The organism is Rhizobium sp. BK176, from assembly GCF_024808055.1.
The window spans coordinates 656732-683225 of the sequence record NZ_JANUBV010000002.1; the positions used below are offsets into that span (position 1 = coordinate 656732).

The following is a 26494-nucleotide window of genomic DNA, read 5'->3' on the forward strand; positions in this document are numbered from 1 at the left end:
AGTCAATTCTGGCAGAAGTTGCTCGCATTGGGAGTCCATTTGCCGTAGCCAGTGGCGACCAGATTGGCGATGACCCGGCAGACATATTGCTTTTGGGCGGGGTCGTTGTTGGGTCCGGCGTGATAACGGGCGACCGCCATTGTCCATGTTTCGTGCCGGTCATGGAGGTTGCGAAGGAACCGTGCCGCGTATTCCACATTGCGGCGGGGGTCGAACATCTCCTCTGCCGACCGAAAATTCTCACCATGGTAGTACTGGTTGATCTGCATGCAGCCGATGTCGATCAGCTTCGCACCGGACCTGCGCGCAACGTCAACCTGCCTCAGAGCGTCCTGCTCGGAGGGAGGAAAGAAGGCCTTCCCTTCGATGTTCAGCGCGTAAGGGTAGAGCGATCCCTTGCGACCGGTCTCGGTCAAACCAACGGAATAGAGTATCCCTTCGGGGATGCCATACTTCAACGCGGCGGATTGAATCTCCTGCTCACAGGCGCTGTTCGACGCCCATGCGCTAGAGATAGACGTCGCCACTGCGGCCGCTGCCAGCGGCGCCAGGAGAAGTGCCTTCAACACTGCTTTCGCCCGAGCCATTGAAGCCTCCGCCAGTTCGCTGTCCTGATTGATTTTGGCGCTCTCTGGCCTCGCCCTGGCCCTGCTGAGCAAAGGCCTGGCCCTGCTGCTGCGCTTGTGTGTTCGCCTGATTGCCGGTGTCGGAGCGGTCGACGGGCGCCATGCTGATCGTGACGTTGTCGATAGCGTAGCCTTGGCTGCGCAGAGCCTCGATGATCTTGCCGTGGTCTTCCTTGAGCTGTCGATAGGCCGCTCCGGTCTCGACCTTCAGGTCGACGTTGAGCGCGTCGCCCTGAAGCCGCATCGTGGCCGTGACCAGGCCGAGATCGATCGGATTCATCTGGATCTTGAGCGTATTCACCACCTTGCCGGTGCTCGACCACTCAGCGGCGTTCGACAGGGATGAGCTCGCCTGCATGGCCTGCGCCCATTCCGGATCACCGGATATCGCGGCCGTCACCGCGGCAGAATTGGTGTTCTGTGCCAGACCGATATAGCGGCGCGTGTCGAGGACGGATACACTCTCGATGCTGGCCTTGCCGCCGGACTCGGCTGGGGCATCCTTGTCCAAGCCAAGATGCATGTCCATCGACTGGCCGCGGCCATCGGCGCGGCTCAGCCGGAATGTCGTCGCGTCGGTAACGCCAGCAACATCCGTGCCCGGCAGTTGAACGTCACCCGTCGCATCGACGCTGACAGCATCGTTGTGAATGGACGTGTCGTCCTTTTGCTTGATGCCGGCCACCTGCTTGTCTTTGGGATCGGCCATTACCTTGCCGTCAGCCTTTTGGTTCGCAGCCGCCATGGCCGCAAACGCGGCTGCGGCGGTTCCGTCCGTCGGTAGCTGCTTCAATAGGCTGAGAACATCGGAGATGGCATTGTCGTTGTCGCCAGTGTTCGTGACCTCAGTGGCGTCAGTCTTCGGCTCCTTGGCGCCTTTGGCTGGACGGGACGCGACGGCATCCTCCAGCACGTCGGCAGCATCTTCCGGGACGGCCTCATCGTGCTTGCCCGCGGCCTTGGTGGCGCCGCGCTCCGTCTTCTTCGTGTCTTTGTCCACGGAGCCGGACGCCTTCTCTTTCATCTCGGTGTGGGCTGCGAGCGAAGCGCCTCCAAGGTCGATCAATGCCTTCGTGCTCGTATGACGCGGCGCGCTGGACCCGCTGCCGTCTGCCGTCGCTTGCCCTGCCGCGTCATGCTTGCCGCCGCTTGCCTTGTTCAGGACGTCGGAGAACCCTCCTGCGTCCGCATCACCGCCGCTGACCGTCTGACGGCCAGCGCCGGCCGCCGAGGCGGCCCCTGCTCCAGACGCTCCCCCCGAAACGCTGATGTCCATCATCTCAATTACTTTCTTTTTTCAAGAGGCCGTCGATTTCATCCAGCTGCGATCGGCTTGACGTCACGAATGCGCTGAATGACGGGTCGGCGTCCTGCTGTCCCCCAACATTGGATGGCGGCGTTAGATCCGCGTCTCCGACAACAGGACCTGGAGCTGGATTTGGTATATCCCCCTGCTCCGCCTCCGGTGAGGCTGCTGCCTGTTCAGAAGTAATTTCTTGGCTGTAAGATTTAGGGGTCGTCGCTTGCGTCAAGCTTGCCGGATCGGGCGCACGAAGCACTTGTTCCGCAATAGCTTTTGCCGCGGCCCGCAGTGCCTGGTCGCGTGGCGACAACTCCTGGTCCGGGATGGATGAGATGTTCTTCGTGGCCGCGTCGATCTTGTCCGTCGGGATCGACGCCATGCCGCCATAAAAATCCGCCAGCGCCCCAAAGGCATTGTCAGAATCGCCGGAGAGCGTCTGGGCGCGGGCCGCGGCCATCCGTGCGAGATCGCCCTTGCCGGCGATCGCAGCCGCGCGGGCGATGCGAAGATAGACCTCACGCTGCCTCGCCTCATCCATGAAGGAGAGGATGCTGATGACGTCGTCCGCCTTCACTTCGTGATCGTGATAGACGAGCAGCCTTACAAACAAGTCCGCGAACTGGCTGGCATAGGGTGAATGCAGGAAGCGGCGCACATAGCGTTGCGAATAATCAAGTCCCTTATCCACCATGCCGGCTTCAACACAGATCGAAACGGAGCGACGCAATGCCGCCTCCTCGACGATCGTTCCCGGCGCAGTGAGGCGCGCTTGATCATAAAGCTTCAGTGCTTCCATCGGACTCTTGGCGATGGTGACGTTACCGCCGACCAGCGCAAGATAGGGACCGATCTTCTTGTCTTTGTATTCGTTCGCGGTCTCGACAAGGCTCTTGGCGACGAGCAATCCCTTGCCGCTGAGATACTTCCGCAGCACGTCGCTGATGCGGTTGTCGAAGTGACCGTTTACATCCCGGGCGACCAGGTATTCGAGGGTCTCCGGATTGCCGCCACTCATCGCATAGATGAGTGCCGCATCGACGTTGCGATCATCGTCAAACACCGACTGGTCGATCGTACGCAGGCGCTGATCAATCGTGCCAAGCATGAAACGCTGCATCTCGGCGGCCGAGTGATCGCCGAGCACGACGGAATCTTGCACGAACTGCAACGAACGCAGCATCTTGTAAGGCGCGATGTCCTCCTGATCTTCCGCATGCGCGACCGCAGCAGGCCCCACCGCGAGGCCGAGAAGCATAAGCAGAAGACGTTGGTGGTGACGGATCATGACTATCCTTGATCCGCCTGCAGCAATATTTCGATTCGTCTGTTGGTGGCATTGAACGGATCCGCCTGATCCTTCAATTTGCGGTCAGCGAAGCCTGAGACCTGCGAAACCCGCTTCTCGTCGAGGCCGCCACGAATGATCATGTAATAGGCAGCCTGGGCGCGATCCATGGACAGGCGCCAGTTCTCGTTCTCGCCCTTGTACTGGCGACCGTCAGTATGACCCCGGATGACGACAGCGCCGGGCTTGCCCTTGAGGACCTCGCCGATCTTCTCCATCGCAAGCACCATTTCCTTGCGTGGGACGGCCGATCCGATGTTGAACATGGAATCGTCGCTCTGATCGGAAATGCTGACCAGGAGGCCGCCTTCCGATGATGTTACCGTCAGACCTTCGGCGAGCTTGCCGGCTACGCCGCTAATCTGTTGGGCGATTTCCTTTTGCAGCTCTTCAGCCCGTTTCTGCTCGGCGGCCTTTTGTGCCTCAGTCTGCGGCTTTTCCTTGCCGTCGACATTCTCAGACGCCGTGTCCACGGACGATTCAGCCTGTGGAGACTGGCTTTCGGCCGCTTCCTCAGCGTGCTCACTTTGAGCCTTGCCGGTCAGATCCGCCGGATTCTCGGCCTCCGCCTTGGCAACTTCGGTGGCGTCTGCCGCACCATCAACAGGCGTATCCTTCGAGGCGGGCTGCTTCTTGTCGGCATGCGTGACTTCCACCTGCTTCGTCCAGAAATCAGGATCGAAGGGGTCACGATAGGCCTGACCGCCGTCGGCACCAGTTGCCGGACCCGATTCGCTGGCACCGCCCTCGCCCTTGGCGCTGACATTTGCCTGCTGACCGACTTCCTGCGCAATCTCCGCCAGCACGGAATAGGGGTTCTCGAAAAAGTCGGCTTCCGAATAATTCGTCTGGTCGCCGGAGGTCGAGGTCTGGTCATCGCCATTGGCGGCCGATGCGCCTTTGGTCGGTTCGTCCTCTTTTTCCTTCGACTTGTCCTGCTTCTGGTCGCCATCCGCCTGGTCGACCGGCTTCTTCAAGCCTTTTTGCGTGGGCTTCTCGTCGGCGAGCTTGATCGGATTGAAATAGGTCGCGACCGAGGCCTTGGTTTCCTCGTTCGCAGCGTTGACCAGCCACATGACGAGGAAGAACGCCATCATGGCCGTCATGAAGTCGGCATAGGCGATCTTCCAGGCGCCACCATGCGCACCGTCGTGATCACCGCCGCCATGCCGTTTGACGATGATAATCTCGTTCTTGCCGTGATGGTGGTTTTCGCTATCACTCATTCCAGAACTTTCTTCAGGCTCGTCGCCCAGGCTGACATGCGCGTGACAAGGACGGCGTCGTCAAACTCGACGGTCAGGTCGACATCAGCCGTTTCATGATGGCGCAGAAGACCAGCCTTTTCGCCGAGTGTATTCTTCAGCACGTCGAACAGTCGCGTCGGCCCCTTGACCGTCACGGTGCCGACATCACCTTCCAGCAACGCCTCACGCAGGATGCCGGCAAGATCAACGGCAGCCTTTTGTGACAGAACATCGGTCATGACAGGCGCAAGCGCCTTTGCGACCGTCGCGCTGACGAGCTCGGCGAGATCGCCCGCCATCGCGTCGAGACGGGAGGCGATCAGCTCTGCGGCCTCGACCTCGTACCGGTCGCGAAGCTCTTCGACTTCACGCTGGTGCACGAGTGCCACCGTCTGCGCTTCCAGCTCATATTTCTCCGTCAGCGCCGCGGTGGCTTCTGCATAGCCGTCCGCATGAGCGCTGTGGCGTTCTGCTTCGAGATCAATCACGGGTTCGGAGGCGACGTCGGCAAACCCGCCAAAGTCGCCCGCGAAATCATCCGCTTCCGTAACGGGAGCGACGACGGCAGGCTCGCCAAAATCCTTGAGGTACCGAGAGAGCAGCGCGCTCACCGAATCCACCCTTTCGCTGCAGAGGACTGCGACATGCCGTACCCCATCATGAAACTGACAACTCATCCGGCACGGTTTTCGCACTGCGCCTTTGTATCGAAACTAGGGTGTCAAACTTGCGCGAGGATGAAGGGTGGAGCCGGACAAGCTCAACAGCTCCGGCCACTATTGCAACAGGATCAGCACCTTGCTGGCGGCTGTGTTCAGGATCGAGATTGCCTGAACGCCCATTTGTTGTTGCGTCTGGAGCGCCTTCTGAAGGGTCGAGGCTTCATCCATATCGGTGTCGACCAGCGCGCCAACGCCCTTGTCGATCAAATCGGACATGTCGGCGGTATAGGAAACACGATCACTGATACGGGCACTCATCGTGCCGAGGCCGGCCGCGGTCGTTGTCAGTTTCGACAGGATGGAATCGACAACCGCCATCATGTCCTTCAATTGCGCCGGCGTCGTGTTGGCGTCGAGCGCTATTTCGGTTCCGCTCGCGGGCGTCGTCGAGCCCGCATCCAGAAGGTAGTAGTTGCGCGCAGTCGTCGTGCCATCGGAATTCAACGTGTTCGCGTCGACCGTCTTCGTGAGAAGACCGCGATTGGCGTCAGTCATATCGATCATGACGGTCTGGTCGGCCGGAAAATCAATGGTCTGCGCCTGATATTCACCGCTCGTGCCACGCACGAAACCGCCGATCACCGAGCGCGAGATCGGCAGGTTCGTATCGCGGTTGAGCAGCCAGTTCTCACCGGCAAAATTCGTCGTCTGGACAGTCGTCTGCAACTGTCCCTTCAACTCGGTCAGCGTCGTATTGAGCTTCGTCTTGTCGACGCCGGCCTCCTGCGCTGTCACCAAGGTCTTGCGGATCTCGCCCAACTGGTCGATGAGGCTTTCCATCGACGTATAGGCGGTATCGACCTTCGATGCGCCGACGCCGAGCGCGTCGTGAACATTCTGCAGCGAGCTGCTGTCCGAGCGCATGACGCTTGCAAAAGACCAGTAGGTCGCATCGTCGGCAGCCGTTTCGACGCGATAGCCCGATGAGACCTGCTGCTGTGTCGTTGCGACGTCCTTGTTAATGATGCGCAGCGCCGCGAGGGCGTTTACCTGGGCCGAGCTGGTAATTTTGTATGTCATTTTCTGGCTCTGAGTAGGGAAACGGGACAGGCCGGCGACCGGCAGCGACTGACCTGGCGTCATGCCCCCGGCTGGCTTCCCAGGTCCGGTTTGTCGCAAAAACAAATCAACTGTTAAACGAAGTTAACCAAGGCCTTCCACGGGCGCAAGTGCAGCGGCTTCAGTGTCGCAAGCCTCGCGCAATCTTGATTATTGCTTCAAAAACAAAGAGAAAGCCGCATCGACGACGCGGCTTTCCTATCTCTTTATGATACTGCTGGACGGCTTAGTTCTTGAACAGCGTCAGAACGTTCTGCGCGCTGGAGTTCGCGATCGACAGCGATTGGATCGCCAGTTGTTGCTGCGTCTGCAGGGCCGTTAGCTTGCTCGATTCCTCTTCCATATCCGCGTCGACGAGGCGTCCAACGCCCGAGTCGATCGAGTCGCTGAGGTCGGAAACGAAGCTTTCCTGCAGGTCGATGCGGGTCGAGATCGAGCCGAGCTGGGAGGCGGCTTTCGTCATTGCGCTGAGGCCGGCTTCGACAGTCGTCAGGGCAAGGTCGATGTCGCTCGGGCTGAAGCTGCTGATGTTCATGCTGTAAATAGAACCGACGCTGCCCGAGGACGTCCCGATGATGCCGCTGGTGGTGCTGATGGCACCCGTAGTGGTCATGCCAAAGAGGACATTACCGCTGGTGCTGTCATCGAGCACATACTGGGTTGTCTGGACGGAAACCTGGCCATTGGCGTTACGGACGAAAGACGAAACGACGCTCTTCGTCGTGTTGCCTGCAACCCAGTTCTCTCCCGAGAAGGAAGCAGACTGGGCAATGCTCAAGAGCTGCTGCTGGAGCTGCGCAATTTCATCCTGGATCTTGTTCTTGTCGACACCCTTTTCAGTCGCCGCAACAATCTTCGCCTTGATCTCGCTAACGACGTCGATAGAGCTGTCCATCGCCGAATAGGCGGTGTCCACCTTTGCCGCACCAAGGCCAAGCGCGTCGGAAACGGCCGAAAGCGCCTTGTTGTCAGAGCGCATCGTCGTTGCAATCGACCAATAGGCAGCGTTGTCCTTGGCTTCGGCGACGCGGTAGCCGGACGAAACACGGCTCTGTGTCTCTTCCAGGCTGCCATTGATGCTACGCAGGGTCTGGAGGGCGGACATTGCCGCGACGTTCGTCAAAATGCTGGTCATGAAATTATCGCCCCTTATTGGCAAATATTGAAAAGGGACATTCCGGTCCGCCACCGGGGAACGGCAATCAGCTTCATGCCCGCTAACCGCTTCTTAGGGTTGGTTAACATACCGTTTCGTTGACGGCAGAAAACATGAGTTTGGTTAACGCGAAGTTAACAAGCATTAAAAAAGCCGCGCTTGGGAAGCGCGGCTTTCGATTGGCGATCTGTCTGCCGAAACGCCCGGAGGCGCTCCTAGTGTTAGTTGCGGAACAGCGAGAGGATGTTCTGCGAAGAGGAGTTCGCGATCGACAGCGACTGTACAGCCAGCTGCTGCTGGGTCTGCAGGGCGCTGAGCTTGGAGGACTCTTCTTCCATGTCGGCGTCAACCAGGCGGCCGATACCGGAGTCGATCGAGTCGCTGAGCGAGGAGACGAAGTCGGTCTGGATGTCGACGCGCTTCTGCAGCGAACCGAGCTGCGAGCCGAGCGTCGTCATCGCCTTCAGAGAGAGTTCGACGTCGCTGAGCAGGCTGTCGATCTGGCCCTGGGTCGTCGTTGCACTGATCGTGAAGGAGTAGATCGAGCCGGCGGTGTAGTTCGTGCCGGTCGAGCCGAGAATGCCGCCCGTCGCGCTGTTGAACAGGGTGTTCGTGGCGTTGAGGACGTAGTCGGTGGTCTTGACGCTGACCGTGCCGTTGGTGCCGCGGACGAAGGAGGAAACAACGCTGACGGTGCCGCCCGAGTTGTTGACCCAGTTTTCGCCGTTGAACGAAGCAGACTGGGCAACGCTGTAGAGCTGTGCCTGCAGCTGGGTGATTTCGTCCTGCAGCTTCAGCTTGTCGACGCCCTTTTCGGTCGCGGCAACGAGCTTGGCCTTGATTTCGCCGACGAGGTCGATGGCGCTGTCAACAGCGGTGTAAGCCGTGTCGATCTTTGCAGCACCCATGCCGAGGGCGTCGGAAACAGCCGAAAGGGCCTTGTTGTCCGACTTCATCGTGGTGGCGATCGACCAGTAAGCAGCGTTGTCGGAAGCCTTGCCGACGCGCAGGCCAGACGAAACGGCGCCCTGCGTCTTCGACAGGCCGCTGTTGACATCACGCAGCGTCTGGAGAGCGGCCATTGCGGAATTGTTGGTCAGAATGCTGGTCATTTTAATTTGCCCCTTTGGCATAATTGATAGGAAGGGACATTCCGGACTACCGGGAACGACGGTCAGCCTCATGCCTGTTGACCGCTCACTGTGCGCAGTCAACTCGCCGTTTCGATAGGCACATAAAACCCCATCATGGTTAAGAAACTCTGAACCGAAAAATTAAAAATAGTTAAAAAAATCCAACGCTTAGCGGCACCGCATTAACCGGAAATTAAAACATTTACGGCCGGGGCAAGCCCCGGCCGTAAATCTTTTCTCTGATACTGCGCGAGGCTGTTATCAGCCGCGGAACAGCGAGAGAATGTTCTGCGAAGAGGAGTTCGCGATCGACAGCGACTGGATCGCCAGCTGCTGCTGGGTCTGCAGGGCGCTGAGCTTGGAGGACTCTTCTTCCATGTCGGCGTCAACCAGGCGGCCGATACCGGAGTCGATCGAGTCGCTGAGCGAGGAAACGAAGTCGGACTGGATGTCGACGCGCTTCTGCAGCGAACCGAGCTGCGAGCCAAGCGTGGTCATCGACTTCAGAGCGCTTTCAACGTCGCTGAGCAGGCTGTCGATCTGGCCCTGGGTCGTCGTCGAGCTGATCGTGAAGGAGTAGATCGAGCCGGCGGTGTAGTTCGTGCCGGTCGAGCCGAGAATACCGCCCGTCGCGCTGTTGAACAGGGTGTTCGTGGCGCTGAGAGCGTAGTCGGTGGTCTTGATGCTGACCGTGCCGTTGGTGCCGCGGACGAAGGAGGAAACAACGCTGACGGTACCGCCCGAGTTGTTGACCCAGTTTTCACCGTTGAACGAAGCAGACTGAGCAACGCTGTAGAGCTGCGCCTGCAACTGGGAGATTTCGTCCTGAACCTTCGCCTTGTCGACGCCCTTTTCGGTTGCGGCAACGAGCTTGGCCTTGATTTCGCCAACGATATCGATGGCGCTGTCGACAGCGGTGTAAGCCGTGTCGATCTTTGCAGCACCCATGCCGAGGGCGTCGGAAACGGCCGAAAGGGCCTTGTTGTCCGACTTCATCGTGGTGGCGATCGACCAGTAAGCAGCGTTGTCGGAAGCCTTGCCGACGCGCAGGCCAGACGAAACGGCCGCCTGCGTCTCGTTCAAGCCCTTGTTGACGTTGCGCAGCGTCTGGAGTGCCGCCATTGCAGAATTGTTGGTGTTAATGCTTGTCATAAGTCTGTCCCCAAAAACAAAATACAAAAGGAGGACATACCGGACTTCTATACCGGCGATGACGGACCAGCTTCATGCCACTCGGTGCCGTTTTGTTTGCAACCAAACCCGTCATGTCCATCTGAATTTCGCAGCCATTGATTGCCAAGCAGTTAAGATCATTAGGAAACCGCCGCCGACGCCTGCAGTGGTTAACGATGACTGAAGAGATCGCCTCGCCCCGCTGCAACACCGGCTTCATGCAAGCTTCAAATGCTTAGAATGAGACAGCTAGGACCGTGCCCATATGCTCGTGGTCCGGTGCGTCGACGAAATCCCGGCATGGAGTGGGTCTTGAACAGTAGCATTTCATTCGCAGCGGCCTCCAAGGATTACCAGAAGGGCCTCTATCTCAAGTCGCTTGAGGTGCTGAACCAACTCGTCGACACGCAGAAGGACGTCAAGACCTACGTGCTTCTGGCCAAAAACCTTATAAAGCTTGGCTTCAAGGCCGAAGCCGCCGCCGCCTATTCGCTCGCCGGGAAGCTCGATGGTCAGGCGGAGTCGATCTACACACGCGAAGCAGCAATCCTGTATTTCCAGAGCGGCGACGAACAGGAAGCGCTGGCGCATGCCTTGCGCGTGATGAAGTTGGCGCAAAACGACGCCGATCTCGCCTTTGTCCTCGTCTCAATCTACATCAAGCAGGGACGGCTTGATCTCATCAGCCCTTTCAGGCGTGTCATCTCGGAAAGCTCCAATCCGGAACACATCGCGCTCGCGGTTCACGCGTTGACCGACCACATTCTGGATCCGACGAACGAGGCCCTCGTAGCGAACCTCTTCAAGCGATTTCCGGAAATGCCGGCGCTCCGCCTGCTCAATCTCGTCTTTGCGCGGGAGACCTGCGACTACGGCCGCGTCGCCAGCCTCTTTGGTCCGATCGCCGACATGATCGCGAAGCGCGATCTCGAGTTTCTGCGGAAGGACAATCCCTTCTACAATCTGCATTGGTGCGGAGACGAGGCGCTGAACGGCATCGTCTCGCTCAACCCCCTCCTTTCACTGCCGGAACTCGCGGCAAAGCGGCGGTCGTTGCCTCACAAGTGGGGAGAGAAAATCCGGATCGGCTATCTCTCGTCAGACTTCTGGAGCGACCATGCGACGATGAAGCTTCTCCAGCGCGTGCTCGAGCTGCATGACCGCAACCGCTTTGAAATTACCCTCTTCTGCCACTCCGGAGAAGCGTATCTGGCGGCGAACAAGGCCGACCGATCCGCCTGGGGCAATGTCTGCCTGATCCGTGATCTGACCAACGCGGAGGTCGCCGAGAAAATCCGAGAGCTGGAAATCGACATTCTGGTTGATCTGAAGGGGCATACCACTGACGGACGGCCGGATATCCTCAACCAGAGCGTCGCCCCGATCCATGTCTCCTGGCTGGGCTTTCCCGGCAGCACTGTCAACATTGACCTCGATTACATCGTCGGCGATCACTTTGTTCTCCCCGATCGCGCCAAGCCTCACTATCACGAGAAATTTGTTCGGATGCCTGAGAGCTACCAGCCGAACGATCCGACGAACCGCCCAAAGCCGACCCCCACCACGCGGGCGGCGGTCGGATTGCCGGACGATGCATTCGTGTTCGCGTCATTCAACGGCAACCGCAAGATCACGGCTGAGACACTCGATATCTGGTGCAACATCCTCCGGCGGGCGCCGAACAGCGTCCTCTGGCTGATGCTGTCGTCAGTGCGCGCCGAAACGAATATCCGGAACTATGCGAACAAGCGCGGAATCACTTCGGACCGCATCATCTTCTGCCCACGCGTCACCTATCAAAAGCACATCGACCGACAGCAATGCGCCGATCTCGGCCTCGACACCTTCCCGGTCAACGGCCACACGACAACGTCGGAGCAGCTCTGGGGCGGTTTGCCGGTCCTCACCGTCAAGGGTACCAACTTTGCGTCGCGCGTCAGCGAGAGCTTGCTGAATGCCATCGGCTTGCCGGAACTCGTGGCCGCCGATACGCAGGCCTATGAGGAGATGGCTGTGGAGATGGCGCTCGACGCGCAACGCGTCGTCGCCTACAAGGCGCGCCTTAAGCAAAACGCCGGCATCATGCCGCTCTTTGATGCGGATCGCTTCCGGCAGCATCTCGAGACGGCTTACGAAATGATGATCGACCGCGCCAAGCGTGGCCTGGAGCCGGATCATCTCGACGTCCCGGCGCTGCCGCCGCGGACAACGCCTTTCATCACGACCGTGTGAGCCAACCCGACAAACAGAAAACCCGCCGCGTCTCTGCGGCGGGTTTACTGTTTCGTGGTATTTGGACCGCCTGTTGCGCCGTGAACCTACTCTAGTGGAAGGAGCGGACCAGGCTTCCGACCAGGAGATTCCAGCCGTCGATCAGCACGAAGAAGAGGATCTTGAACGGCAGCGAAATCGATGTCGGCGGCAGCATCATCATGCCCATCGCCATGGTGATGGTGGCAACGATCAGGTCGATGACGAGGAATGGGAGAACAACCAGAAAGCCGATCTCGAAACCGCGCCGGATCTCTGAGATCATGAAGGCAGGAATGAGGACGCGGTAGTCGATCTTCTCACCGGTCTCGACGCTCTGGCCGCGCTCCCGCGCCAAATCGACGAAAAGCGCCAGATCCTTGTCGCGCGTGTTGCTTGTCATGAAGGTGCGGAAGGGCTCCGCAATGCGCGTGATGGCCTGCTGCTCGTCGATCTGGTTCGACAGGAGCGGTTGAACGCCCGTCTGCCATGCCTGGTCGAAGGTCGGCTGCATGACATAGAAAGTCATGAACAGCGCAAGCGACAGCAAGATCATATTCGAAGGAGTGGAGGACAGGCCCATTCCCGATCGCAGGATCGAGAAGGCGATGACGAAGCGCGGGAAGCTCGTCACCATGATCAGAATGCCCGGCGCGACCGAAAGGACGGTCAGCAGGCCGAATGTTCTGATGATCCATGCCGCGACCGAACCGTCGACCGGCAAGTTCAACAGGTTTGTCGGGAGCTGCTGCGCATGCGCCAGCTCCGGTGCCGCCATCATGGCAGCGAACAGCAATAGGAATCGAATCATTCGACGACGAAGGTCCTGAACATGACCTTCGATACGCGGCCTTGCGCGCGAAGGTCAACACGCTCCTGGATGTCATCCTTAAGATATTCGAAGCCTCGCGGCCCTTCGATCTGCTGCAGCGAAACCGTACGGACATAGGCGAGAATATCTTGATGGATATCCTCCGCGAGTTTCACGTCGGGCGGGCCGGAAAACAGCAGTGCGACTTCCAGACGAACCCAGTTCTCCGAGGGATAGGCGAGGTTCGACGTGATCGGCTCAAGCTGAACGACGTTGTTGGCTTCCGTGGAAATGTGAGGCAGTCCCGCCTCGCCTTCCTTCTTTTGCGCGGCCTCGTCCTTGGCCGCCTTTGCTTGCTCCGCCTGCTCGGCACCCTTGATGTTGGGCGCGACCATGGCACCAACCACCCAGCCGCCGCCGGCGCCAAGCAGCGTCAGGATCGCAAGCCCGGCGATGGTCATGATTGCGGCCGATTTCTTCTTCGGCTGGCCTTCGGCGGCTTCTGTCTCTGCCATGATGTTCTGCCTCAGAGCGGCGAGAAGAGATCGACGGCCTGCTGGCCGCGCGGCGGCTGCTGCACTTCCATCAGGCGGCCGCGACCGCCGTAGGAGATGCGGGCCTCAGCAATCTTCTCGTAGGAAATCAGGTTGTCGGCGTCGACGTCCTGCGGACGGACGATACCGGCGACGTTGAGAATGCGGATCTCCTGGTTGACGCGAACTTCCTGAGAGCCACTGATCACAAGGTTGCCGTTCTCGAGAATGCCGGTGACCACCGCGGCGACCAGCAGCTTCAGCGTTTCGGAGCGGTCGATCTTACCCTTGCCGTCGGTGCTCGTGTCGGAGCCGTAGGTCAGGTCGGTCTTCGACGACGGATTCCAGCCCATGACGTTGGCGTTGACGTCCCAGTTCATGGCGCTCGAATTGGTTCGGCTGCGGCTGGTGTCGTTCTCGAACTTCGCCTTATCGTTGATCTTGATATCGACGGTCAGGATATCGCCGACGTTGAGAGCGCGGGCATCCTTGAAAAGGGCGGCCTGCGAGTCGCTCCAGAGCGAATAGCCTTGCGCCACCTGGCGCGGCTGCTTCGGATAAAGCGCCATCTGTGGGGTCTGGCCGTAGGCGAGACCGCTGCCGATCGGGCTCATGGCCGGGGCGCGACCGATCTCGTTGACGGCCTGCGGCGATGCGCAGCCTGCAAGGAGGGCTACAGCGGCAATCGCGGCCGGGAAACGCTTGTTCATGAGGGGTCCTTCGACGTATTTGGATCGGACGCGCTGGCGATGATGTTGGCGATGACCGCAGCCTTCTGCGGATCCATCTCGTTGAGGATCAGGCTCGACTGGGTCGGGTTCAGCCGCATGATGACCGCCGCTGCGACTTCGATCTTGACCTCTTGCAGCTGTGATGCGGCTGCGTCCGGCTTCATTTTCTTGTAGATATCGGTGAGGCCCGCTTCGGCCTGCTTGAGGAAGACATCACGGCGCTTCAGCCAGTCCTGATATTCCTCTTTGCGCTTGTTCATCTCGGCGATGCGCGAATCGACGTCGGCACGAAGCTTCTCGAGCTCCTGCTTCTGAAGCAGGTAGCGTTGGTCGCGGGCGGGATCGGCAATGTTCGTGCAGAACTGCTTGATCTCCTCCTGCGAGGTCATTTCGCCCTTCGGCGCCGGCTGCTCCTGTGCGAAGGCGCCGGGAATGGACAGCGCCACGACGGCCATGGCCGGCAAGGCAAGACGCTGAAGCAAATCTGACAAAGCCATGGTCTTCATCATTGCAGAACGAGCTCCGCTTGCAGCGCGCCGGCTGACTTGATGCCCTGGAGGATGGCGATGATGCCATCCGGCTTGACGCCAATATTGTTGAGGCCGGCCACCAGTGTCCTGAGGTCAGGCCCATCCAGCAGCGCCACCTTGCCGCCCGTTTTCTGCGCCGCGATATCGGTCTGCGGCTGCACCGCGGTCACGCCACGCGAGAACGGCTCGGGCTGAATGATCTGCGGCGTCTCGGTCACCTGGACGGTCAGAGTACCATAGCTGACGGCGACCGGCGACACGCGCACGTCCGCGCCGATAACGATCGTTCCTGTCCGTTCGTTCACCACGACCTTGGCCGGGGTGTCCGTTTCGACGACGAGATTCTCCAGATCGGCCATCAGGCGCGTCAGATCCGCCGTTCTCGGCTTCTGGACGATGACCTCCTGCGCATCCTTGGCCTCGGCTACCGGACCACCGAAACGCGCGGACGCATAGCCGTTGACGACATCGGCGATGCGGATGGCCGTCGAGAAATCGGGGTTGCGCAGCTGCAGAACGAGATTGACGGAATCCTTGAAGCGCGAAGGCAGCTCACGCTCGATGATGGCACCGCCCGGCACGCGACCAGCGGTCGTGACACCCTCGGTGACCGTTGCCGCCTGGCCTTGGGCGTTAAAGCCCGAGACAACGACGGAGCCCTGGGCGACCGCGTAGATCTGGCCGTCCGCGCCCGAGAGCGAGGTCATGATAAGCGTACCGCCGCGCAGCGAGGTCGCATCACCAAGCGAACTGACGTTCACGTCGATGCGGCTGCCGGGGCTGGCAAAAGGTGGCAGGTTGGCGGTGACCATCACGGCCGCGGTATTCTTCGCGTTGGACTGGCTGTTCTGCGTAGAGATGCCAAGGTTCTGCAGCATCGCGCGCATCGACTGCTCGGTAAAGGGCGAGGCGCGGAAGCCGTCGCCAGTGCCTTGAAGGCCGACGATCAGGCCATAGCCGATCAGCTGGTTGTCACGTCCTGCCTGCAAGGATGCGATGTCCTTGATGCGCGAATTCATCGCCGCGGCGGGCGCGACAGCGACGACGTTCGGAGACAAAAACGCGAGAGCGACGAAAAGGCGGAAAAACTTCTTCATTTTGCGGCCACGTGTATGGTGCCGTCGGCGAGCACGGTGCCGCTGACAATCACGCCGGAATCCATGTTGCGAACGCGGATGAGCTGGCCGGTCATGCCGTCTTCAAGCGGCGAGCCGGCGGCCGAGATCGTCATCGGGCCAAGCGTGAAGATCAGCCGGATCGACGAGCCGCGTGTCACGGTAAAGGGCTCGCGCAGCGCCGAGACCGAGATGGTGCGTCCCGGCAGGAGCGTGCGCTTCGAGATCATTCCCTCCACCTGGCGGATCGACTTTGCGTAGTCGCCGGCCAGGTTCGGGTTGGTTACTTCCACTTCCTGGAGCTGGGCGCCGGACACGGTTTCGCCGGGGTAGATCGTCGTCGTCGGAACGACCGCAAAGCCCATGCCGGCAGCAACAGCTGCCTGCGCTGCGGCAAATGCGGCCATCGCAATGGCGGCGGCTGCCGCCCATCCGAGGATACCTTTGACCCGGCAAAACATCATGTTTCGGCCCTTCCCGATTACTTCAGGTTTTTGCTGACGATGGAGGCCATTTCGTCGGCGGTGGTGATGACCTTGGAGTTCATTTCATAGGCGCGCTGTGCCGATATCAGCTCGGTGATTTCCTTCACCGGATCGACGTTCGAGGACTCCAGGTAGCCCTGCTTCATGTAGCCGAAGCCCTCTTCGTCGGGCGTGCCGACGACGGGATCGCCGGAGGCCGGCGTCTGCTGGAAGAGGTTGTCGCCGAGCGGCTGAAGGCCGGCTTCATTGACAAAGTCGGCGATCTGCAGCTGGCCGAGCACGGTCGGATCGGTATTGCCCGGCAGCTTCGCCGAGACTTCGCCCGAGCGGCTGATCGTGACCTGCGTCGAGCCCTGCGGAATGGTGATGTTCGGTGCCACGAGATAGCCGTCGACCGTGACGATCTGGCCCGTCTCGTTCTTGTTGAATGCGCCGGCGCGGGTGTAGAGCGTCGTGCCGTCCGGCGCCTGGATCTGGAAGAAGCCGCGACCGATCATCGCCACGTCGAGATCGTTGCCGGTCTGCGAGAGTTCGCCCTGGATGTGCAGGTTGCGGACAGCAGACGTCTGGACGCCGAGACCGATATTCGCACCTTCCGGCACGATCGCCTGGTTCGCGCGGTTGGAAACGCCCTTGGCGCGCTCGGTCTGATACAGCAGGTCGGTAAATTCAGCGCGGGCCCGCTTGTAGCCGGTCGTGTTGATGTTCGCGATATTGTTGGCGATGACTTCGAGATTGGTCTGCTGGGCATCCATACCCGTTGCAGCAATGGCAAGCGCTCTCATGGCTTCGTCCTTAAATCAATTACATCTGCATCCGGGTGACGTCGAGAAAGGCAGAAACGACCTTGTCGCGAATGGCGATTGCGGTCTGCAGCGTCTGCTGCGCCTGCATGACGGCATCGACGACTTCGCGCGTCGTGGCCGTGCCCTTGATGCCGGCGAAAGACATGCCTTCCGCATTCTTCAGGGTGTTCACGGCGCCAGTCGCAACATTGCTGAGAGCAGCACCGAAGCCCCCGTCGTTTGCTGCGCTTTCTGCTGCCGACGAAGCCGTCGAGCTGTCCTGTTCGATAGCGGCGAGGCCGCGGGTCATGGAGAGGGAGCTGACGCTATTGACGTTGTTGATCATTATTGGCTCTTCAGTAGATCGATCGTTGCCGAGATCAGGTCGCGGGATTGCTTGATGGTCTGCAGGTTGGCGTCGTAGGAGCGGTTGGCTTCCCGCATGTCGGCCATTTCGACCAGCATGTTGACGTTGGGGAGCTTGACGACGCCCTTCTCGTCCGCCGCAGGATTGCTCGGGTCGTATTCGGTGATGAACTTCGATTCATCCTCCCCGAGCTTCTTGACGTTGACCGTGGTGACGCCGTTTGCGCGGTCGACGGCTTCGCCGAAGGTTACCGTCTTGCGGCGGTAGGGATCGGCGCCGGGCGTATCACCCGTCGAGCGGGCGTTGGCGATGTTTTCGGATACGATGCGCAGGCGCGTCGATTGCGCCTCGAGTCCCGATCCTGCGATTTTGAGTGCTGCCGACAAAGGATCCATGATCTTAGCCCTTCACCGTCATCAGCATCATCCGATTGAACGAGCTCACCAGCGAGGTGTTCAGATCGTATTGCCGCTTGATTTCACCGGACTTGGAAAGTTCCTCGGCTAGACCGACAGTATTGCCCGACTCCTGGACGCCGATCTCCTGATCGAGAGCTGCATCCTTCACATCGATGTCGCTCTTCGTGCCCAGGTCATTGCCGGTCAAGTGCGCCGCATTGGTGCGCGCCATGGTAACGTCCGACTTGTCGAGGGCGGCCTGGAAGGGCGTGATGTCCTTGGCGCGATATTTCGGCGTGTTCGCGTTCGCGATGTTGCCGGCAACAACCTCCTGACGGATCGTCAGCCATTCGGCCTGCCGCGAGGCCAAGTCGAAAAGTTGAATCGGTTGCATGGGAACTCTCCGTTTTTACTGATGCGAACCTAGGGCGGTAATCTTGCGTCAGACTTACGGGGGATGCGGTCCGGCAATCCCGGAGCTTTTTGGCCACAGCCTCCACAACGCGAAGAAGGCTCCAACCATATCCGGCTGAGCCTTCCGTTGATTCGCTGCCTCGTGGGCGGTGCTCAATTATGCTGATAGACATCGCCTTTGGAGGTGATGATGACCCATTTGCCATCACGCTCCTCCAATGTCGCCAGCCGGCTCTCGTCCGGCAGAATGGAGCCGACACGCACGACGTACATGCCGGACGGGTCTTCGATCAGCGCGCGGCCGTTTGCCACGTGGAGAAGTCGAAAACCGGATTTGCTGGGAAACGGCTGATCTTCGGCCGGCGGACCCTTGTCATCCTCCTTGCCGATGTTGGAGACCGTCGCGGTCGTCAGCGGATCGACCGGAATTTCGGGCTTCTTCTCGTATTGGTTCTTGTTGGCCATCGCCAGCGGCGAGACGCTGAAGACGTTTCGCGCCGGCCAGTCCGGAAGATCGCGCGTCCGGTCGCCCTGCGCGACGTTGATGCCGAACTTGTCCTCGTTGAAGAAGACGTACCACGGGAAAAAAGCCGACGCTCCGGCCAATGCGAGGCCGGCAATGGTCAAGGCGCGGTCGAGGAACACGGTCTTGCGCCGCAAGGGCTTCAACGGCGCGATCTTCTCATCGTCATCGAAATCGGTCACGTCACGCCTCTCTACCTGCGGATATTCGGCTGGCCGCCGATGCCGGCCGCCGCTTTCAGGGCCCCAGCCAGATCGGCAAAGGCATCCTGCGAATCGACATCGCCCGGCGACTGTTTCAGAACATCGTAAATGATCGGTACCTGCTTGACCGCCATGTCGAGATCAGGATCGGCGCCCTGCCGATAGCCGCCGATCAGGCGAAGGTCGCGGGTTTCCTCGAAGCGGTGGATGAGCGTCTTCAGACGCGACACGAGCTTTTCCTGGTCCGGGGTCCAGGCCTTGCGCGCGAGGCGCGAGATCGAGGCCAGCGGATCGATTGGTGGGTAGCGTCCCTCCTCCGCCAGGCTGCGCTGCAGGACGATATGACCATCCAAGATACCGCGGGTCGAGTCGGCGATCGGGTCGTTGTGGTTGTCGCCATCGACGAGGATCGAGATGATCGCGGTGATCGTCCCCGTGCCCTCCGGGCCGGGACCTGCGCGCTCCAGCAAACGTGGCAGCTCGGTGAAAACAGAAGCAGGGTAGCCGCGCGCGATCGGCGGTTCGCCGGATGCGGTCGCAACCTCGCGGATGGCGTGGGCAAATCGGGTGACGCTATCGACGATCAAGAGCACATTGTCGCCCTGATCGCGGAAGTGTTCGGCAATGGTGACGGCGGTCAGCGGCGCCATCTTGCGCAGCATCGGGCTCTCATCGCTCGTCGCAACGACGGCAATCGCCTTCCTCATGTTGGCGCCGAGCGTGTCCTCGATGAACTCGCGTACTTCACGGCCACGTTCGCCAACCAGGGCGATGACGACCTTGTCGAAGGCGTCGGCGCGCGCCAGCATCGAGAGCAGCGTCGATTTACCAACACCTGAACCCGCGAAAATGCCGAGACGCTGGCCGAGGCAGAGCGGCGAAAAAATGTCGATGGCGCGAACGCCTGTCTTGAAGCCTTTCTCGACGCGCTTTCGCGTCATCGAAGGCGGCGCGGTGTTCGAAATGGAGCGGCGGCCGAGCCCTTCTACGATGGGGCCGAGCCCATCGATCGGCTCGCACAGCGAATTGATCGTGCGCCCGCACCAACTGTCATCAGGCGAAATGCGAAAGGCACCCTTGCGGATGACCGTATCATGGATGCCAATCGGCTCGCCCGGCTCGATCGGGCAGACATAGGTCAGTTCCGGCTCAACACGCACGACCTCACCGAGGTGAATACCGGTGGACGATTTGTGTGCTACGAACTCGCCGAGCCTCACATGGCGCGACAGCCCGGTGACCGTGTAGTGGCCGGCCGCGATCGTCTGGACATGGCCGCCGGCGGCGACCGAAAAATCGGGATTCGAGTAGCGCGACACGAGCCCGGCAAGATGCGCGAGCTTCGGTGAGAGATCGGCTTCGGTAAGCGGCGTATTACCCATGCGTCAGACCTCGATTAGCGGCTGCCGCCGAGCGTCTTGATCGCTTCGCTGAACGACGCTTCGCTGTCCTTCGAAAGCGACGTCATGCTCTCGAAGGCGCGATTGACTTCGATCAGCTGCGTGATTTCGCGCATGGCGTTGACGTTGGAGTTTTCCAGGTAACCCTGCTGGACGCCGACGTTGAAGCGATCGGTCACGGCGCGCGGCTGCTCCGTCGTCATGATGCCGCTGTTTTCATAGCGCAGGTAACCCTTGCTGATATCGGCCTCGAAGAGACCCAGCGAACCGACCTGCTTGCCGTCCTGGTAGATCAGCCCATCGGCGCCGACCTTTGGCTCGCCGGCAGCCGTGTTGAGCGTCACCGGCGCACCGCCGGCATCGAGAACCGGATAGCCGCGGACCGAAACGAGTTCGCCGTTATCCTTCATGGTGAAGCGGCCGTCCTTAGTCAGAACCTTGCCGGCCGGCGTGTCCACCGAGAACCAGGCGTCGCCCTTGATTGCGAAGTCCAGCATGTTTCCGGTGTGCTCGAGCTCGCCGCTATCACCAGAGAGATAGTCGTTGCCCTGTGACACATAGGCGATCTTGGCATTGATCTTGTTGCCTGTTTCGCCAAGCATCTCGTCGAACTTCACCTCCGTCGCGCGAAAGCCCGTCGTGTTCACGTTCGCCATATTGTCGGCGATGGTTGTGAGGCGACGTTCGAGTGCGATCTGCGACGACAAAGAAACATAAAGACCAGATTGCATCCCGATAGGCTCCTGCATTGGCGATGAACGGTACGAGATCCGGGTGTTTGCAGTCGGTTCGACCACGGATCTCGCTGAGGCGGCATCTCAGAAACGGGCACGGATGCCCATTCGTCACCGACAAGCTGACAGCAAATGCTTGCGCGAAGCTGGCATGCAAAAGCTTGGTTTACAGGGGCAACCATCAGCCTCACGCAAGCCAGCAGCCCTATCCCTTGGGTTGAAAATAACGATCAGGTTTGGACTGACGATGAATATCATTATCGGATTTGTGATTACCTGCGGCTGCATCATCGGCAGCTTCATGGCGATGGGCGGTCACGTCGAAGCGCTCTGGCAGCCCTTCGAGCTCGTCATCATCGGCGGCGCGGGCCTCGGTAGTTTCGTCATGGGCAACCCGATGAAGGTGGTGAAGGATTCCGGCAAGGCGCTCGGCGAAGCCTTCAAGCACACGGTCCCTAAGGAACGGAATTATCTCGATACGCTTGGTGTCCTCTATTCCCTGATGCGCGACCTTCGTACGAAATCGCGCAACGAGATCGAAGCCCATATCGACAATCCGGCCGAATCCTCGATCTTCCAATCCGCGCCGACGATCCTGAAGAACAAGGAACTGACGGCGTTCATCTGCGACTACGTCCGCCTGATCATCATCGGCAATGCCCGTTCGCATGAGATCGAAGCGCTCATGGACGAAGAGATCAACACGATCCTTCACGACAAGATGAAGCCCTATCACGCGATCCAGACCATGGGCGACGCCTTCCCGGCGATCGGTATCGTCGCCGCCGTTCTCGGCGTCATCAAGGCGATGGCGCACATCAACGATTCGCCCGAAGTTCTCGGCCACCTGATCGGCTCGGCACTCGTCGGCACCTTCCTCGGCATTCTCTTGTCTTATTGCGTCTGCTCGCCGATCGTTTCTCAGATCAAGATCGTCCGCAACAAGCAGCACCGCCTCTATGTCATCGTCAAGCAGACACTGCTTGCCTACATGAACGGCTCGGTGCCGCAGGTTGCGCTCGAATACGGCCGCAAGACCATCTCGGCCTACGAACGTCCGTCAATCGACGCCGTCGAGCAGGAAATGATGAACCCCGGCGGCGAGAACAAGGCGGCGTAAACGGTCATGAACGCTATCCTCAAGAAACCCCTCATGGATGAAGCCCTTCTTGCCAAGCTGACTGGCCGGCTCGGCGACAAGGCTACCATCGAGAAGATCTGCGGCGCATTCGGCGATGTCTATACGGCCTTCCTGCCGGACGTCATCAAGAGCGAGACCAACCTGGACGTCGAAGTCACCTATCTCGGCTGCGACAGCGGGCACAAGAACGACCTGATTACCGACCTGGGCGGCAACACCACGCTTGTCGACGCGACACTCCGCAACTGGTCGCAGAATATCACGCTCGCCTGCGGCAACAGCTTTGTCATCACGCTGATGGAGCATTTGCTGGGTGCGGATGCCGGGACAGTCGAGCAGCCGGCCGACCGCCTGCTCTCCATAATCGAGCTCGAACTCGCGGTCATGGTCTTCGACAAGATCGCCAATGTTCTCCGCTCGGCGGTGAACGCGCCCGGTGGATTCGAGCCTGCCATGGAGTTCCCCTACGCCTTCGAAACGCGAACCAAGCCCGCCGAGGACAAACCCGACGAGTTTGCCGCCGCAATCAACATGTCGATCACGCTGTCCGGCATCACTTCGGATTTCTCGCTGATCGTACCCCAGGCCGCCCTGTTGAAGACGACGGTGGCGCCTCCAAAAGCCAAGGGACAGTCGGCAAAGTCCGCGGAATGGACCGACCAGCTCAGCGAGCAGGTGCGCCGCTCGCAGGTAACGCTCAACGCCAAAATCCGTCTGCAGGACCTGACGCTGAGGACCATTTCAAAGCTCGCTGCCGGCGACGTTATCCCCTTCTATGACCGCGGCGACGTTCGCGTCGAAGTCAGCGCCAACAGCAAGGAACTGTACATCTGCGAGTTTGGACGTTCGGGCGAGAATTACACCGTCCGGGTCAAGGATACGATTAACTCGGATGACGAGCTCATCCGCCACTTGATGAATTAGCCCATTTTCCAACCGAGCCGCCGCACGGCAGCTTGAGGCAAGTTTCAACTGGAATAGTGATTTCATGGCGACGAAGAAGACACCCAAGACCAGCGACCTTTCAACGGAGCTCCCGGGCAACGAGGCCGAGCTTGATCAGGCTATCGATGACCTGCGCGGCGTCCTGAAGACCGACGCGGACGGCGGCCTGCCGGACTTCGCAGGTGAGAGCGACGCGTTCAGCGGCAGCACCGATCTGTCGACCTTTGGCGGCGATTTCGAGGATACCGCCGGCGATTCCGCATTCGGTGGAAGCGATTTCGGCGCAACATCCGACTTTGGCGGCTCTTCCGATTTCGGCGACAGCTCTTTCGGTGCGATCGCGTCCGAGCCGGCGCCGCTTGGCAGCGCCATGCAGTCGAACCTCGACCTGATCATGGATATTCCGATCGACGTTCAAATCATGCTCGGCAGCAGCCGCATGCAGGTTGCCGGCCTGATGAACCTGAATGAAGGCGCAACCATCGCGCTCGACAAGAAGATCGGCGAACCGGTCGAAATCATGGTGAACGGCCGCAAGATCGCGCGCGGCGAGATCACCGTTCTGGACAACGACGACACGCGTTTTGGCGTCAAGCTGATAGAAGTTTTGAGTACGAAAAAAGCCTGATCCCGGTGCAGGGACGGAGAGGTTAGACCATGATGGACTTTGACGATTTCGGCGGCGCTCTAGCCGAGAAACCGTTGACCCAGGCTGAAAAGGCGGCGGCCGTTCTCCTCGCAATGGGGAAAGGGGTCGCCGGCAGGCTGTTGAAGTATTTCACGCAGGCCGAGTTGCAAACGATCATCAACTCGGCGCAAACGCTGCGCGCCATCCCACCGGATGAGCTGCTTGGACTTGTCGCGGAATTCGAGGACCTGTTCACCGAAGGTGCGGGTCTCATGGACAACGCCAAGGCGATCGAAAGCATTCTCGAGGAAGGCCTGACCCCTGACGAGGTCGACAGTCTGCTTGGCCGTCGCACGACGTTCCAGGCCTACGAGACGTCGATCTGGGACCGCCTCGGCGAAGGCGATCCGGCTTTCATCGGCAAGTTCCTGTTGCGCGAGCACCCGCAGACTGTTGCCTACATTCTCTCGATGATGCCCTCGTCGTTTGGCGCCAAGGTTCTGATGCAGATCCCGGATGGCCGCCGTGCGGATATCATGAACCGCACGGTCAATCTCAAGTCCGTCAGCCCAAAGGCCGCGCAGATCATCGAAAAGCAGGTGATGACCCTGCTGGCCGAGATCGATGCCGAGAAGAACTCGATCGGCTCGACGAAGGTTGCCGAACTGATGAACGAGATGGACAAGCCGCAGGTCGATACCCTGCTCACCTCGCTCGAATCGATCAGCCGCGAATCGGTCAACAAGGTGCGCCCGAAGATCTTCCTCTTCGACGACCTCATGCTCATGCCGCAGCGCAGCCGCGTCATGCTGCTCAACGATATCTCGGCGGACATCCTGACCATGGCACTGCGTGGCTCGTCCACCGAAATGCGCGAAGCGGTTCTCGCCTCGATCAGCCCGCGCCAGCGCCGCATGATCGAATCGGATCTGCAGAGCGGAACGGCTGGCATCAACCCGCGCGAGATCGCGATCGCGCGCCGCGCCATCGCCCAGGAAGCGATTCGCCTGTCGAATTCCGGTCAGATCCAGCTCAAGGAGACCGAGGCGGAAGACTCGGCAGCGGCTTAAGCCGCTGTTGTTGTGCACGAAGCGTCTCCTCCCGGTCACCGTGGTTGATCGCGGCGACGAAAGGGAGATACCCTTCCGGAAAGGCCGCGCCCTGGCGCGGCCATTTCTTTTTGATGGAGGGCTTCGGCCTTGGCCGACGACGACAAGGACAGCAAAACAGAAGACCCGACAGCGAAAAAGAAAAGTGACGCTGCCGAGAAAGGTAACGTCCCTTTTTCGCGAGAGGTGCCGCTCTTTGCCACTGTTCTTGCCACCTTCATCTACATCATTTTCTTTCTGCCGAGCGGGCTGAGTAAGGTCGGGGAGGCGCTGAAGGACATTTTCGAGCAACCCGACCAATGGAAGCTCGAAACGGGGCCGGACGCGCTTTCGCTGTTCGTTCACCTCGGCTGGGTTTCGGCGACCTTGCTTGCGCCCGCCTTCATCCTGTTCATGGTGTTTGGTGTCGGCGCGTCCATCGCTCAGAACCTGCCGACGCCGGTGCTCGAGCGAATCAGGCCGCAGTTCTCGCGTATCTCGCCTGCCAAGGGGTGGTCGCGGTTGTTCAGCCTGCCCGGCCTCGTCGAGTTCGGCAAATCGCTGACGAAGATCGTGATCGTCGGTGTCGTGATGTTCTTCGTGCTGAAGAGCGAATACTTCGGCGCCATCGATGCGATGTTTTCCGATCCGAAAACGATCTTCACCCGCATGATGACGTCGATGCAGAAGATCACGATCGTCGTTCTGATCGCCACAGCGGTCGTCGCGATCGCCGACTTCTTCTGGACGCGCTACCACTGGTTCACCGAACTGAAGATGACGCGGCACGAGGTCAAGGAAGAAAACAAGCAGTCGCAAGGCGACCCCTTCGTCAAGAGCCGCCAGCGCTCGCTGATGCGCGACCGGGCCCGCCGCCGTATGATTGCCAATGTCGACCGCGCCACGCTCGTGATTGCAAACCCGACGCACTTTGCGGTCGCCCTGCGCTACGTGCGCGAGGAGAACGACGCGCCTGTCGTCGTCGCCAAGGGCCAGGATCTAATTGCGTTGAAAATCAGAGAGATCGCGGAAAAGAACGGGATTCCGGTTTTCGAAGACCCGCCTCTTGCGCGCTCCATGTTTGCGCAAGTCTCGGTCGATAGTGTCATACCGTCTGTATTCTACAAGGCAGTCGCGGAGCTCATCCATCGGGTTTACGCGACGCATGCCAAGAACAAACGGGTAAGATAGCCGAATGAAAAAATGCCCCTACTCTACCCAGCGTGAAAAAATCCTGGCGGAAGCCATCAGCCCGGTAGCCACCGAACTAAGGCTTCTGGACGCTTCGGACCTCATCTCGCTGCTGCGCTTCGAGTACTATGGCAATCTTTCCGATCTGGTATCGTCAGCTGCGGAGCTCTTCTTCCACCCCGGCACGGTCAATTTTGGCCATGGCGGTAGCTATACGCTTGAATGGGGCGGCAAGCCTGAAGTGGTGATCGACCTCGAAATCAAGCCACGCGGCGTCACGATTTACGCACAGCTGACGCTCGCCGAGCAACATGCCGGCATCGAGATCAACCACATCGCGTTCCAGGATCCATCTGCTGATCCGGACGAAAACACCGTTTTCCTCGAGCGGAGCCTGCGCGACGCGCGCTATAACGTCGAGGCATTGCGGGCACTGGCGGGCTAAGACGCCCTCGCCC

General features: G+C 59.9%; 29 protein-coding genes. 7 read left to right on the forward strand and 22 right to left on the reverse strand.

Going from position 1 to position 26494, the window contains the following annotated elements; translation table 11 throughout:
- Nucleotides 1-2 precede the first annotated feature (2 nt).
- The 9 genes from FHT76_RS12470 to FHT76_RS12510 form a co-directional block, all read right to left on the reverse strand.
- Entirely contained in the window at nucleotides 3-566 is a 564-nt protein-coding gene (locus tag FHT76_RS12470) for a transglycosylase SLT domain-containing protein (protein ID WP_114711449.1), read from the reverse strand.
- Complete coding sequence (locus tag FHT76_RS12475; protein ID WP_259126522.1) at nucleotides 508-1905, reverse strand: flagellar hook-length control protein FliK; 1398 nt, start codon at nucleotides 1903-1905, stop codon at nucleotides 508-510. Before FHT76_RS12475 ends, FHT76_RS12470 begins: the two co-directional genes overlap by 59 nt.
- A 1-nt stretch (nucleotide 1906) precedes the next feature.
- On the reverse strand, nucleotides 1907-3214 hold the full coding sequence (gene motC, locus FHT76_RS12480) for a chemotaxis protein MotC (RefSeq protein WP_183860196.1): 1308 nt from the start codon (nucleotides 3212-3214) through the stop codon (nucleotides 1907-1909).
- A 2-nt stretch (nucleotides 3215-3216) separates the two neighbouring features.
- The gene (locus FHT76_RS12485; protein WP_183860198.1) at nucleotides 3217-4500 is read right to left on the reverse strand and encodes a MotB family protein; all 1284 of its coding nucleotides are present in this window, start codon (nucleotides 4498-4500) and stop codon (nucleotides 3217-3219) included.
- Nucleotides 4497-5132, reverse strand: coding sequence for a hypothetical protein (locus tag FHT76_RS12490; protein WP_183860200.1), 636 nt, complete (start codon nucleotides 5130-5132; stop codon nucleotides 4497-4499). Before FHT76_RS12490 ends, FHT76_RS12485 begins: the two co-directional genes overlap by 4 nt.
- A gap of 165 nt (nucleotides 5133-5297) precedes the next feature.
- Nucleotides 5298-6263, reverse strand: coding sequence for a flagellin (locus tag FHT76_RS12495; RefSeq protein WP_183752660.1), 966 nt, complete (start codon nucleotides 6261-6263; stop codon nucleotides 5298-5300).
- Between the two features lie 265 nt (nucleotides 6264-6528).
- Entirely contained in the window at nucleotides 6529-7437 is a 909-nt protein-coding gene (locus FHT76_RS12500; RefSeq protein WP_183860202.1) for a flagellin, read from the reverse strand.
- Between the two features lie 242 nt (nucleotides 7438-7679).
- Nucleotides 7680-8570, reverse strand: a complete 891-nt coding sequence (locus tag FHT76_RS12505; RefSeq protein WP_183752664.1) for a flagellin — start codon at nucleotides 8568-8570, stop codon at nucleotides 7680-7682.
- 282 nt (nucleotides 8571-8852) lie between these two features.
- A complete protein-coding gene (locus FHT76_RS12510) occupies nucleotides 8853-9743 on the reverse strand; it encodes a flagellin (protein WP_183860204.1) in 891 nt (296 codons plus the stop codon).
- Nucleotides 9744-10064: 321 nt separating this feature from the next.
- Between FHT76_RS12510 and FHT76_RS12515 the strand changes: the two genes are divergently transcribed.
- A complete protein-coding gene (locus FHT76_RS12515) occupies nucleotides 10065-11996 on the forward strand; it encodes a glycosyltransferase family 41 protein (protein ID WP_183860206.1) in 1932 nt (643 codons plus the stop codon).
- A gap of 91 nt (nucleotides 11997-12087) precedes the next feature.
- Here the strand turns inward: FHT76_RS12515 and fliP are convergent, their stop codons facing one another.
- The 13 genes from fliP to flgF all read right to left on the reverse strand — a co-directional run bounded on the left by fliP (nucleotide 12088) and on the right by flgF (nucleotide 21040).
- The gene (gene fliP / locus FHT76_RS12520) at nucleotides 12088-12825 is read right to left on the reverse strand and encodes a flagellar type III secretion system pore protein FliP (protein WP_183752670.1); all 738 of its coding nucleotides are present in this window, start codon (nucleotides 12823-12825) and stop codon (nucleotides 12088-12090) included.
- The gene (locus FHT76_RS12525) at nucleotides 12822-13340 is read right to left on the reverse strand and encodes a flagellar basal body-associated FliL family protein (RefSeq protein WP_183752672.1); all 519 of its coding nucleotides are present in this window, start codon (nucleotides 13338-13340) and stop codon (nucleotides 12822-12824) included. Before FHT76_RS12525 ends, fliP begins: the two co-directional genes overlap by 4 nt.
- An 11-nt stretch (nucleotides 13341-13351) precedes the next feature.
- Nucleotides 13352-14068, reverse strand: a complete 717-nt coding sequence (flgH, locus tag FHT76_RS12530) for a flagellar basal body L-ring protein FlgH (RefSeq protein WP_016552764.1) — start codon at nucleotides 14066-14068, stop codon at nucleotides 13352-13354.
- On the reverse strand, nucleotides 14065-14598 hold the full coding sequence (locus tag FHT76_RS12535) for a MotE family protein (protein WP_183752674.1): 534 nt from the start codon (nucleotides 14596-14598) through the stop codon (nucleotides 14065-14067). The genes flgH and FHT76_RS12535 overlap by 4 nt, the downstream gene beginning before the upstream one ends.
- Nucleotides 14595-15716: a flagellar basal body P-ring protein FlgI gene (locus tag FHT76_RS12540; RefSeq protein WP_183860208.1), complete on the reverse strand. Its 1122-nt coding sequence runs from the start codon at nucleotides 15714-15716 to the stop codon at nucleotides 14595-14597. The genes FHT76_RS12535 and FHT76_RS12540 overlap by 4 nt, the downstream gene beginning before the upstream one ends.
- Nucleotides 15713-16198, reverse strand: coding sequence for a flagellar basal body P-ring formation chaperone FlgA (gene flgA / locus FHT76_RS12545; RefSeq protein ID WP_183860210.1), 486 nt, complete (start codon nucleotides 16196-16198; stop codon nucleotides 15713-15715). Before flgA ends, FHT76_RS12540 begins: the two co-directional genes overlap by 4 nt.
- 17 nt (nucleotides 16199-16215) lie before the next feature.
- On the reverse strand, nucleotides 16216-17004 hold the full coding sequence (gene flgG, locus FHT76_RS12550; protein ID WP_016552760.1) for a flagellar basal-body rod protein FlgG: 789 nt from the start codon (nucleotides 17002-17004) through the stop codon (nucleotides 16216-16218).
- Between the two features lie 19 nt (nucleotides 17005-17023).
- Nucleotides 17024-17350, reverse strand: a complete 327-nt coding sequence (locus tag FHT76_RS12555) for a flagellar hook-basal body complex protein FliE (RefSeq protein WP_183860212.1) — start codon at nucleotides 17348-17350, stop codon at nucleotides 17024-17026.
- Nucleotides 17350-17766 (reverse strand): flagellar basal body rod protein FlgC, encoded by a 417-nt coding sequence (gene flgC, locus FHT76_RS12560; protein ID WP_037114251.1) that lies wholly within the window; start codon nucleotides 17764-17766, stop codon nucleotides 17350-17352. The genes FHT76_RS12555 and flgC overlap by 1 nt, the downstream gene beginning before the upstream one ends.
- 4 nt (nucleotides 17767-17770) lie before the next feature.
- Nucleotides 17771-18163, reverse strand: a complete 393-nt coding sequence (flgB, locus tag FHT76_RS12565; protein WP_114711419.1) for a flagellar basal body rod protein FlgB — start codon at nucleotides 18161-18163, stop codon at nucleotides 17771-17773.
- Between the two features lie 173 nt (nucleotides 18164-18336).
- Entirely contained in the window at nucleotides 18337-18888 is a 552-nt protein-coding gene (locus FHT76_RS12570; RefSeq protein WP_183752682.1) for a flagellar protein, read from the reverse strand.
- 11 nt (nucleotides 18889-18899) lie between these two features.
- Complete coding sequence (gene fliI / locus FHT76_RS12575; protein ID WP_183752684.1) at nucleotides 18900-20291, reverse strand: flagellar protein export ATPase FliI; 1392 nt, start codon at nucleotides 20289-20291, stop codon at nucleotides 18900-18902.
- Between the two features lie 14 nt (nucleotides 20292-20305).
- Complete coding sequence (gene flgF, locus FHT76_RS12580; protein ID WP_016552754.1) at nucleotides 20306-21040, reverse strand: flagellar basal-body rod protein FlgF; 735 nt, start codon at nucleotides 21038-21040, stop codon at nucleotides 20306-20308.
- A 250-nt stretch (nucleotides 21041-21290) separates the two neighbouring features.
- Between flgF and motA the strand changes: the two genes are divergently transcribed.
- The 6 genes from motA (at nucleotide 21291) to FHT76_RS12610 (ending at nucleotide 26481) form a co-directional block, all read left to right on the forward strand.
- On the forward strand, nucleotides 21291-22163 hold the full coding sequence (motA, locus tag FHT76_RS12585; protein ID WP_007796569.1) for a flagellar motor stator protein MotA: 873 nt from the start codon (nucleotides 21291-21293) through the stop codon (nucleotides 22161-22163).
- Nucleotides 22164-22169: 6 nt separating this feature from the next.
- A complete protein-coding gene (locus tag FHT76_RS12590) occupies nucleotides 22170-23108 on the forward strand; it encodes a FliM/FliN family flagellar motor switch protein (RefSeq protein WP_183860214.1) in 939 nt (312 codons plus the stop codon).
- Nucleotides 23109-23172: 64 nt separating this feature from the next.
- Complete coding sequence (fliN, locus tag FHT76_RS12595; RefSeq protein WP_183860216.1) at nucleotides 23173-23757, forward strand: flagellar motor switch protein FliN; 585 nt, start codon at nucleotides 23173-23175, stop codon at nucleotides 23755-23757.
- A 29-nt stretch (nucleotides 23758-23786) separates the two neighbouring features.
- Nucleotides 23787-24827 (forward strand): flagellar motor switch protein FliG, encoded by a 1041-nt coding sequence (gene fliG, locus FHT76_RS12600; protein ID WP_183860218.1) that lies wholly within the window; start codon nucleotides 23787-23789, stop codon nucleotides 24825-24827.
- 129 nt (nucleotides 24828-24956) lie between these two features.
- A complete protein-coding gene (gene flhB, locus FHT76_RS12605) occupies nucleotides 24957-26036 on the forward strand; it encodes a flagellar biosynthesis protein FlhB (protein WP_183860220.1) in 1080 nt (359 codons plus the stop codon).
- 4 nt (nucleotides 26037-26040) lie between these two features.
- Nucleotides 26041-26481 carry a hypothetical protein gene (locus tag FHT76_RS12610; RefSeq protein WP_259126509.1) on the forward strand — a complete coding sequence of 147 codons (441 nt, stop codon included), beginning with the start codon at nucleotides 26041-26043 and terminating at the stop codon, nucleotides 26479-26481.
- Nucleotides 26482-26494 lie beyond the last annotated feature (13 nt).

Coding starts and splice junctions, on each gene's coding strand:
- FHT76_RS12555 (WP_183860212.1), bottom strand. CDS start 17,350: ATGATCAACAACGTCAATAGCGTCAGCTCCCTCTCCATGACCCGCGGC.
- FHT76_RS12500 (WP_183860202.1), bottom strand. CDS start 7,437: ATGACCAGCATTTTGACGAACGTCGCGGCAATGTCCGCCCTCCAGACC.
- flgG (WP_016552760.1), bottom strand. CDS start 17,004: ATGAGAGCGCTTGCCATTGCTGCAACGGGTATGGATGCCCAGCAGACC.
- FHT76_RS12515 (WP_183860206.1), top strand. CDS start 10,065: ATGGAGTGGGTCTTGAACAGTAGCATTTCATTCGCAGCGGCCTCCAAG.
- fliG (WP_183860218.1), top strand. CDS start 23,787: ATGATGGACTTTGACGATTTCGGCGGCGCTCTAGCCGAGAAACCGTTG.
- flgC (WP_037114251.1), bottom strand. CDS start 17,766: ATGGATCCTTTGTCGGCAGCACTCAAAATCGCAGGATCGGGACTCGAG.
- motC (WP_183860196.1), bottom strand. CDS start 3,214: ATGATCCGTCACCACCAACGTCTTCTGCTTATGCTTCTCGGCCTCGCG.
- FHT76_RS12590 (WP_183860214.1), top strand. CDS start 22,170: ATGAACGCTATCCTCAAGAAACCCCTCATGGATGAAGCCCTTCTTGCC.
- flgH (WP_016552764.1), bottom strand. CDS start 14,068: ATGAACAAGCGTTTCCCGGCCGCGATTGCCGCTGTAGCCCTCCTTGCA.
- FHT76_RS12505 (WP_183752664.1), bottom strand. CDS start 8,570: ATGACCAGCATTCTGACCAACAATTCCGCAATGGCCGCTCTCCAGACG.
- FHT76_RS12495 (WP_183752660.1), bottom strand. CDS start 6,263: ATGACATACAAAATTACCAGCTCGGCCCAGGTAAACGCCCTCGCGGCG.
- fliP (WP_183752670.1), bottom strand. CDS start 12,825: ATGATTCGATTCCTATTGCTGTTCGCTGCCATGATGGCGGCACCGGAG.
- fliI (WP_183752684.1), bottom strand. CDS start 20,291: ATGGGTAATACGCCGCTTACCGAAGCCGATCTCTCACCGAAGCTCGCG.
- FHT76_RS12485 (WP_183860198.1), bottom strand. CDS start 4,500: ATGAGTGATAGCGAAAACCACCATCACGGCAAGAACGAGATTATCATC.
- flgA (WP_183860210.1), bottom strand. CDS start 16,198: ATGATGTTTTGCCGGGTCAAAGGTATCCTCGGATGGGCGGCAGCCGCC.
- FHT76_RS12510 (WP_183860204.1), bottom strand. CDS start 9,743: ATGACAAGCATTAACACCAACAATTCTGCAATGGCGGCACTCCAGACG.
- FHT76_RS12535 (WP_183752674.1), bottom strand. CDS start 14,598: ATGATGAAGACCATGGCTTTGTCAGATTTGCTTCAGCGTCTTGCCTTG.
- motA (WP_007796569.1), top strand. CDS start 21,291: ATGAATATCATTATCGGATTTGTGATTACCTGCGGCTGCATCATCGGC.
- FHT76_RS12525 (WP_183752672.1), bottom strand. CDS start 13,340: ATGGCAGAGACAGAAGCCGCCGAAGGCCAGCCGAAGAAGAAATCGGCC.
- FHT76_RS12540 (WP_183860208.1), bottom strand. CDS start 15,716: ATGAAGAAGTTTTTCCGCCTTTTCGTCGCTCTCGCGTTTTTGTCTCCG.
- fliN (WP_183860216.1), top strand. CDS start 23,173: ATGGCGACGAAGAAGACACCCAAGACCAGCGACCTTTCAACGGAGCTC.
- flgB (WP_114711419.1), bottom strand. CDS start 18,163: ATGCAACCGATTCAACTTTTCGACTTGGCCTCGCGGCAGGCCGAATGG.
- FHT76_RS12475 (WP_259126522.1), bottom strand. CDS start 1,905: ATGATGGACATCAGCGTTTCGGGGGGAGCGTCTGGAGCAGGGGCCGCC.
- flgF (WP_016552754.1), bottom strand. CDS start 21,040: ATGCAATCTGGTCTTTATGTTTCTTTGTCGTCGCAGATCGCACTCGAA.
- FHT76_RS12610 (WP_259126509.1), top strand. CDS start 26,041: ATGAAAAAATGCCCCTACTCTACCCAGCGTGAAAAAATCCTGGCGGAA.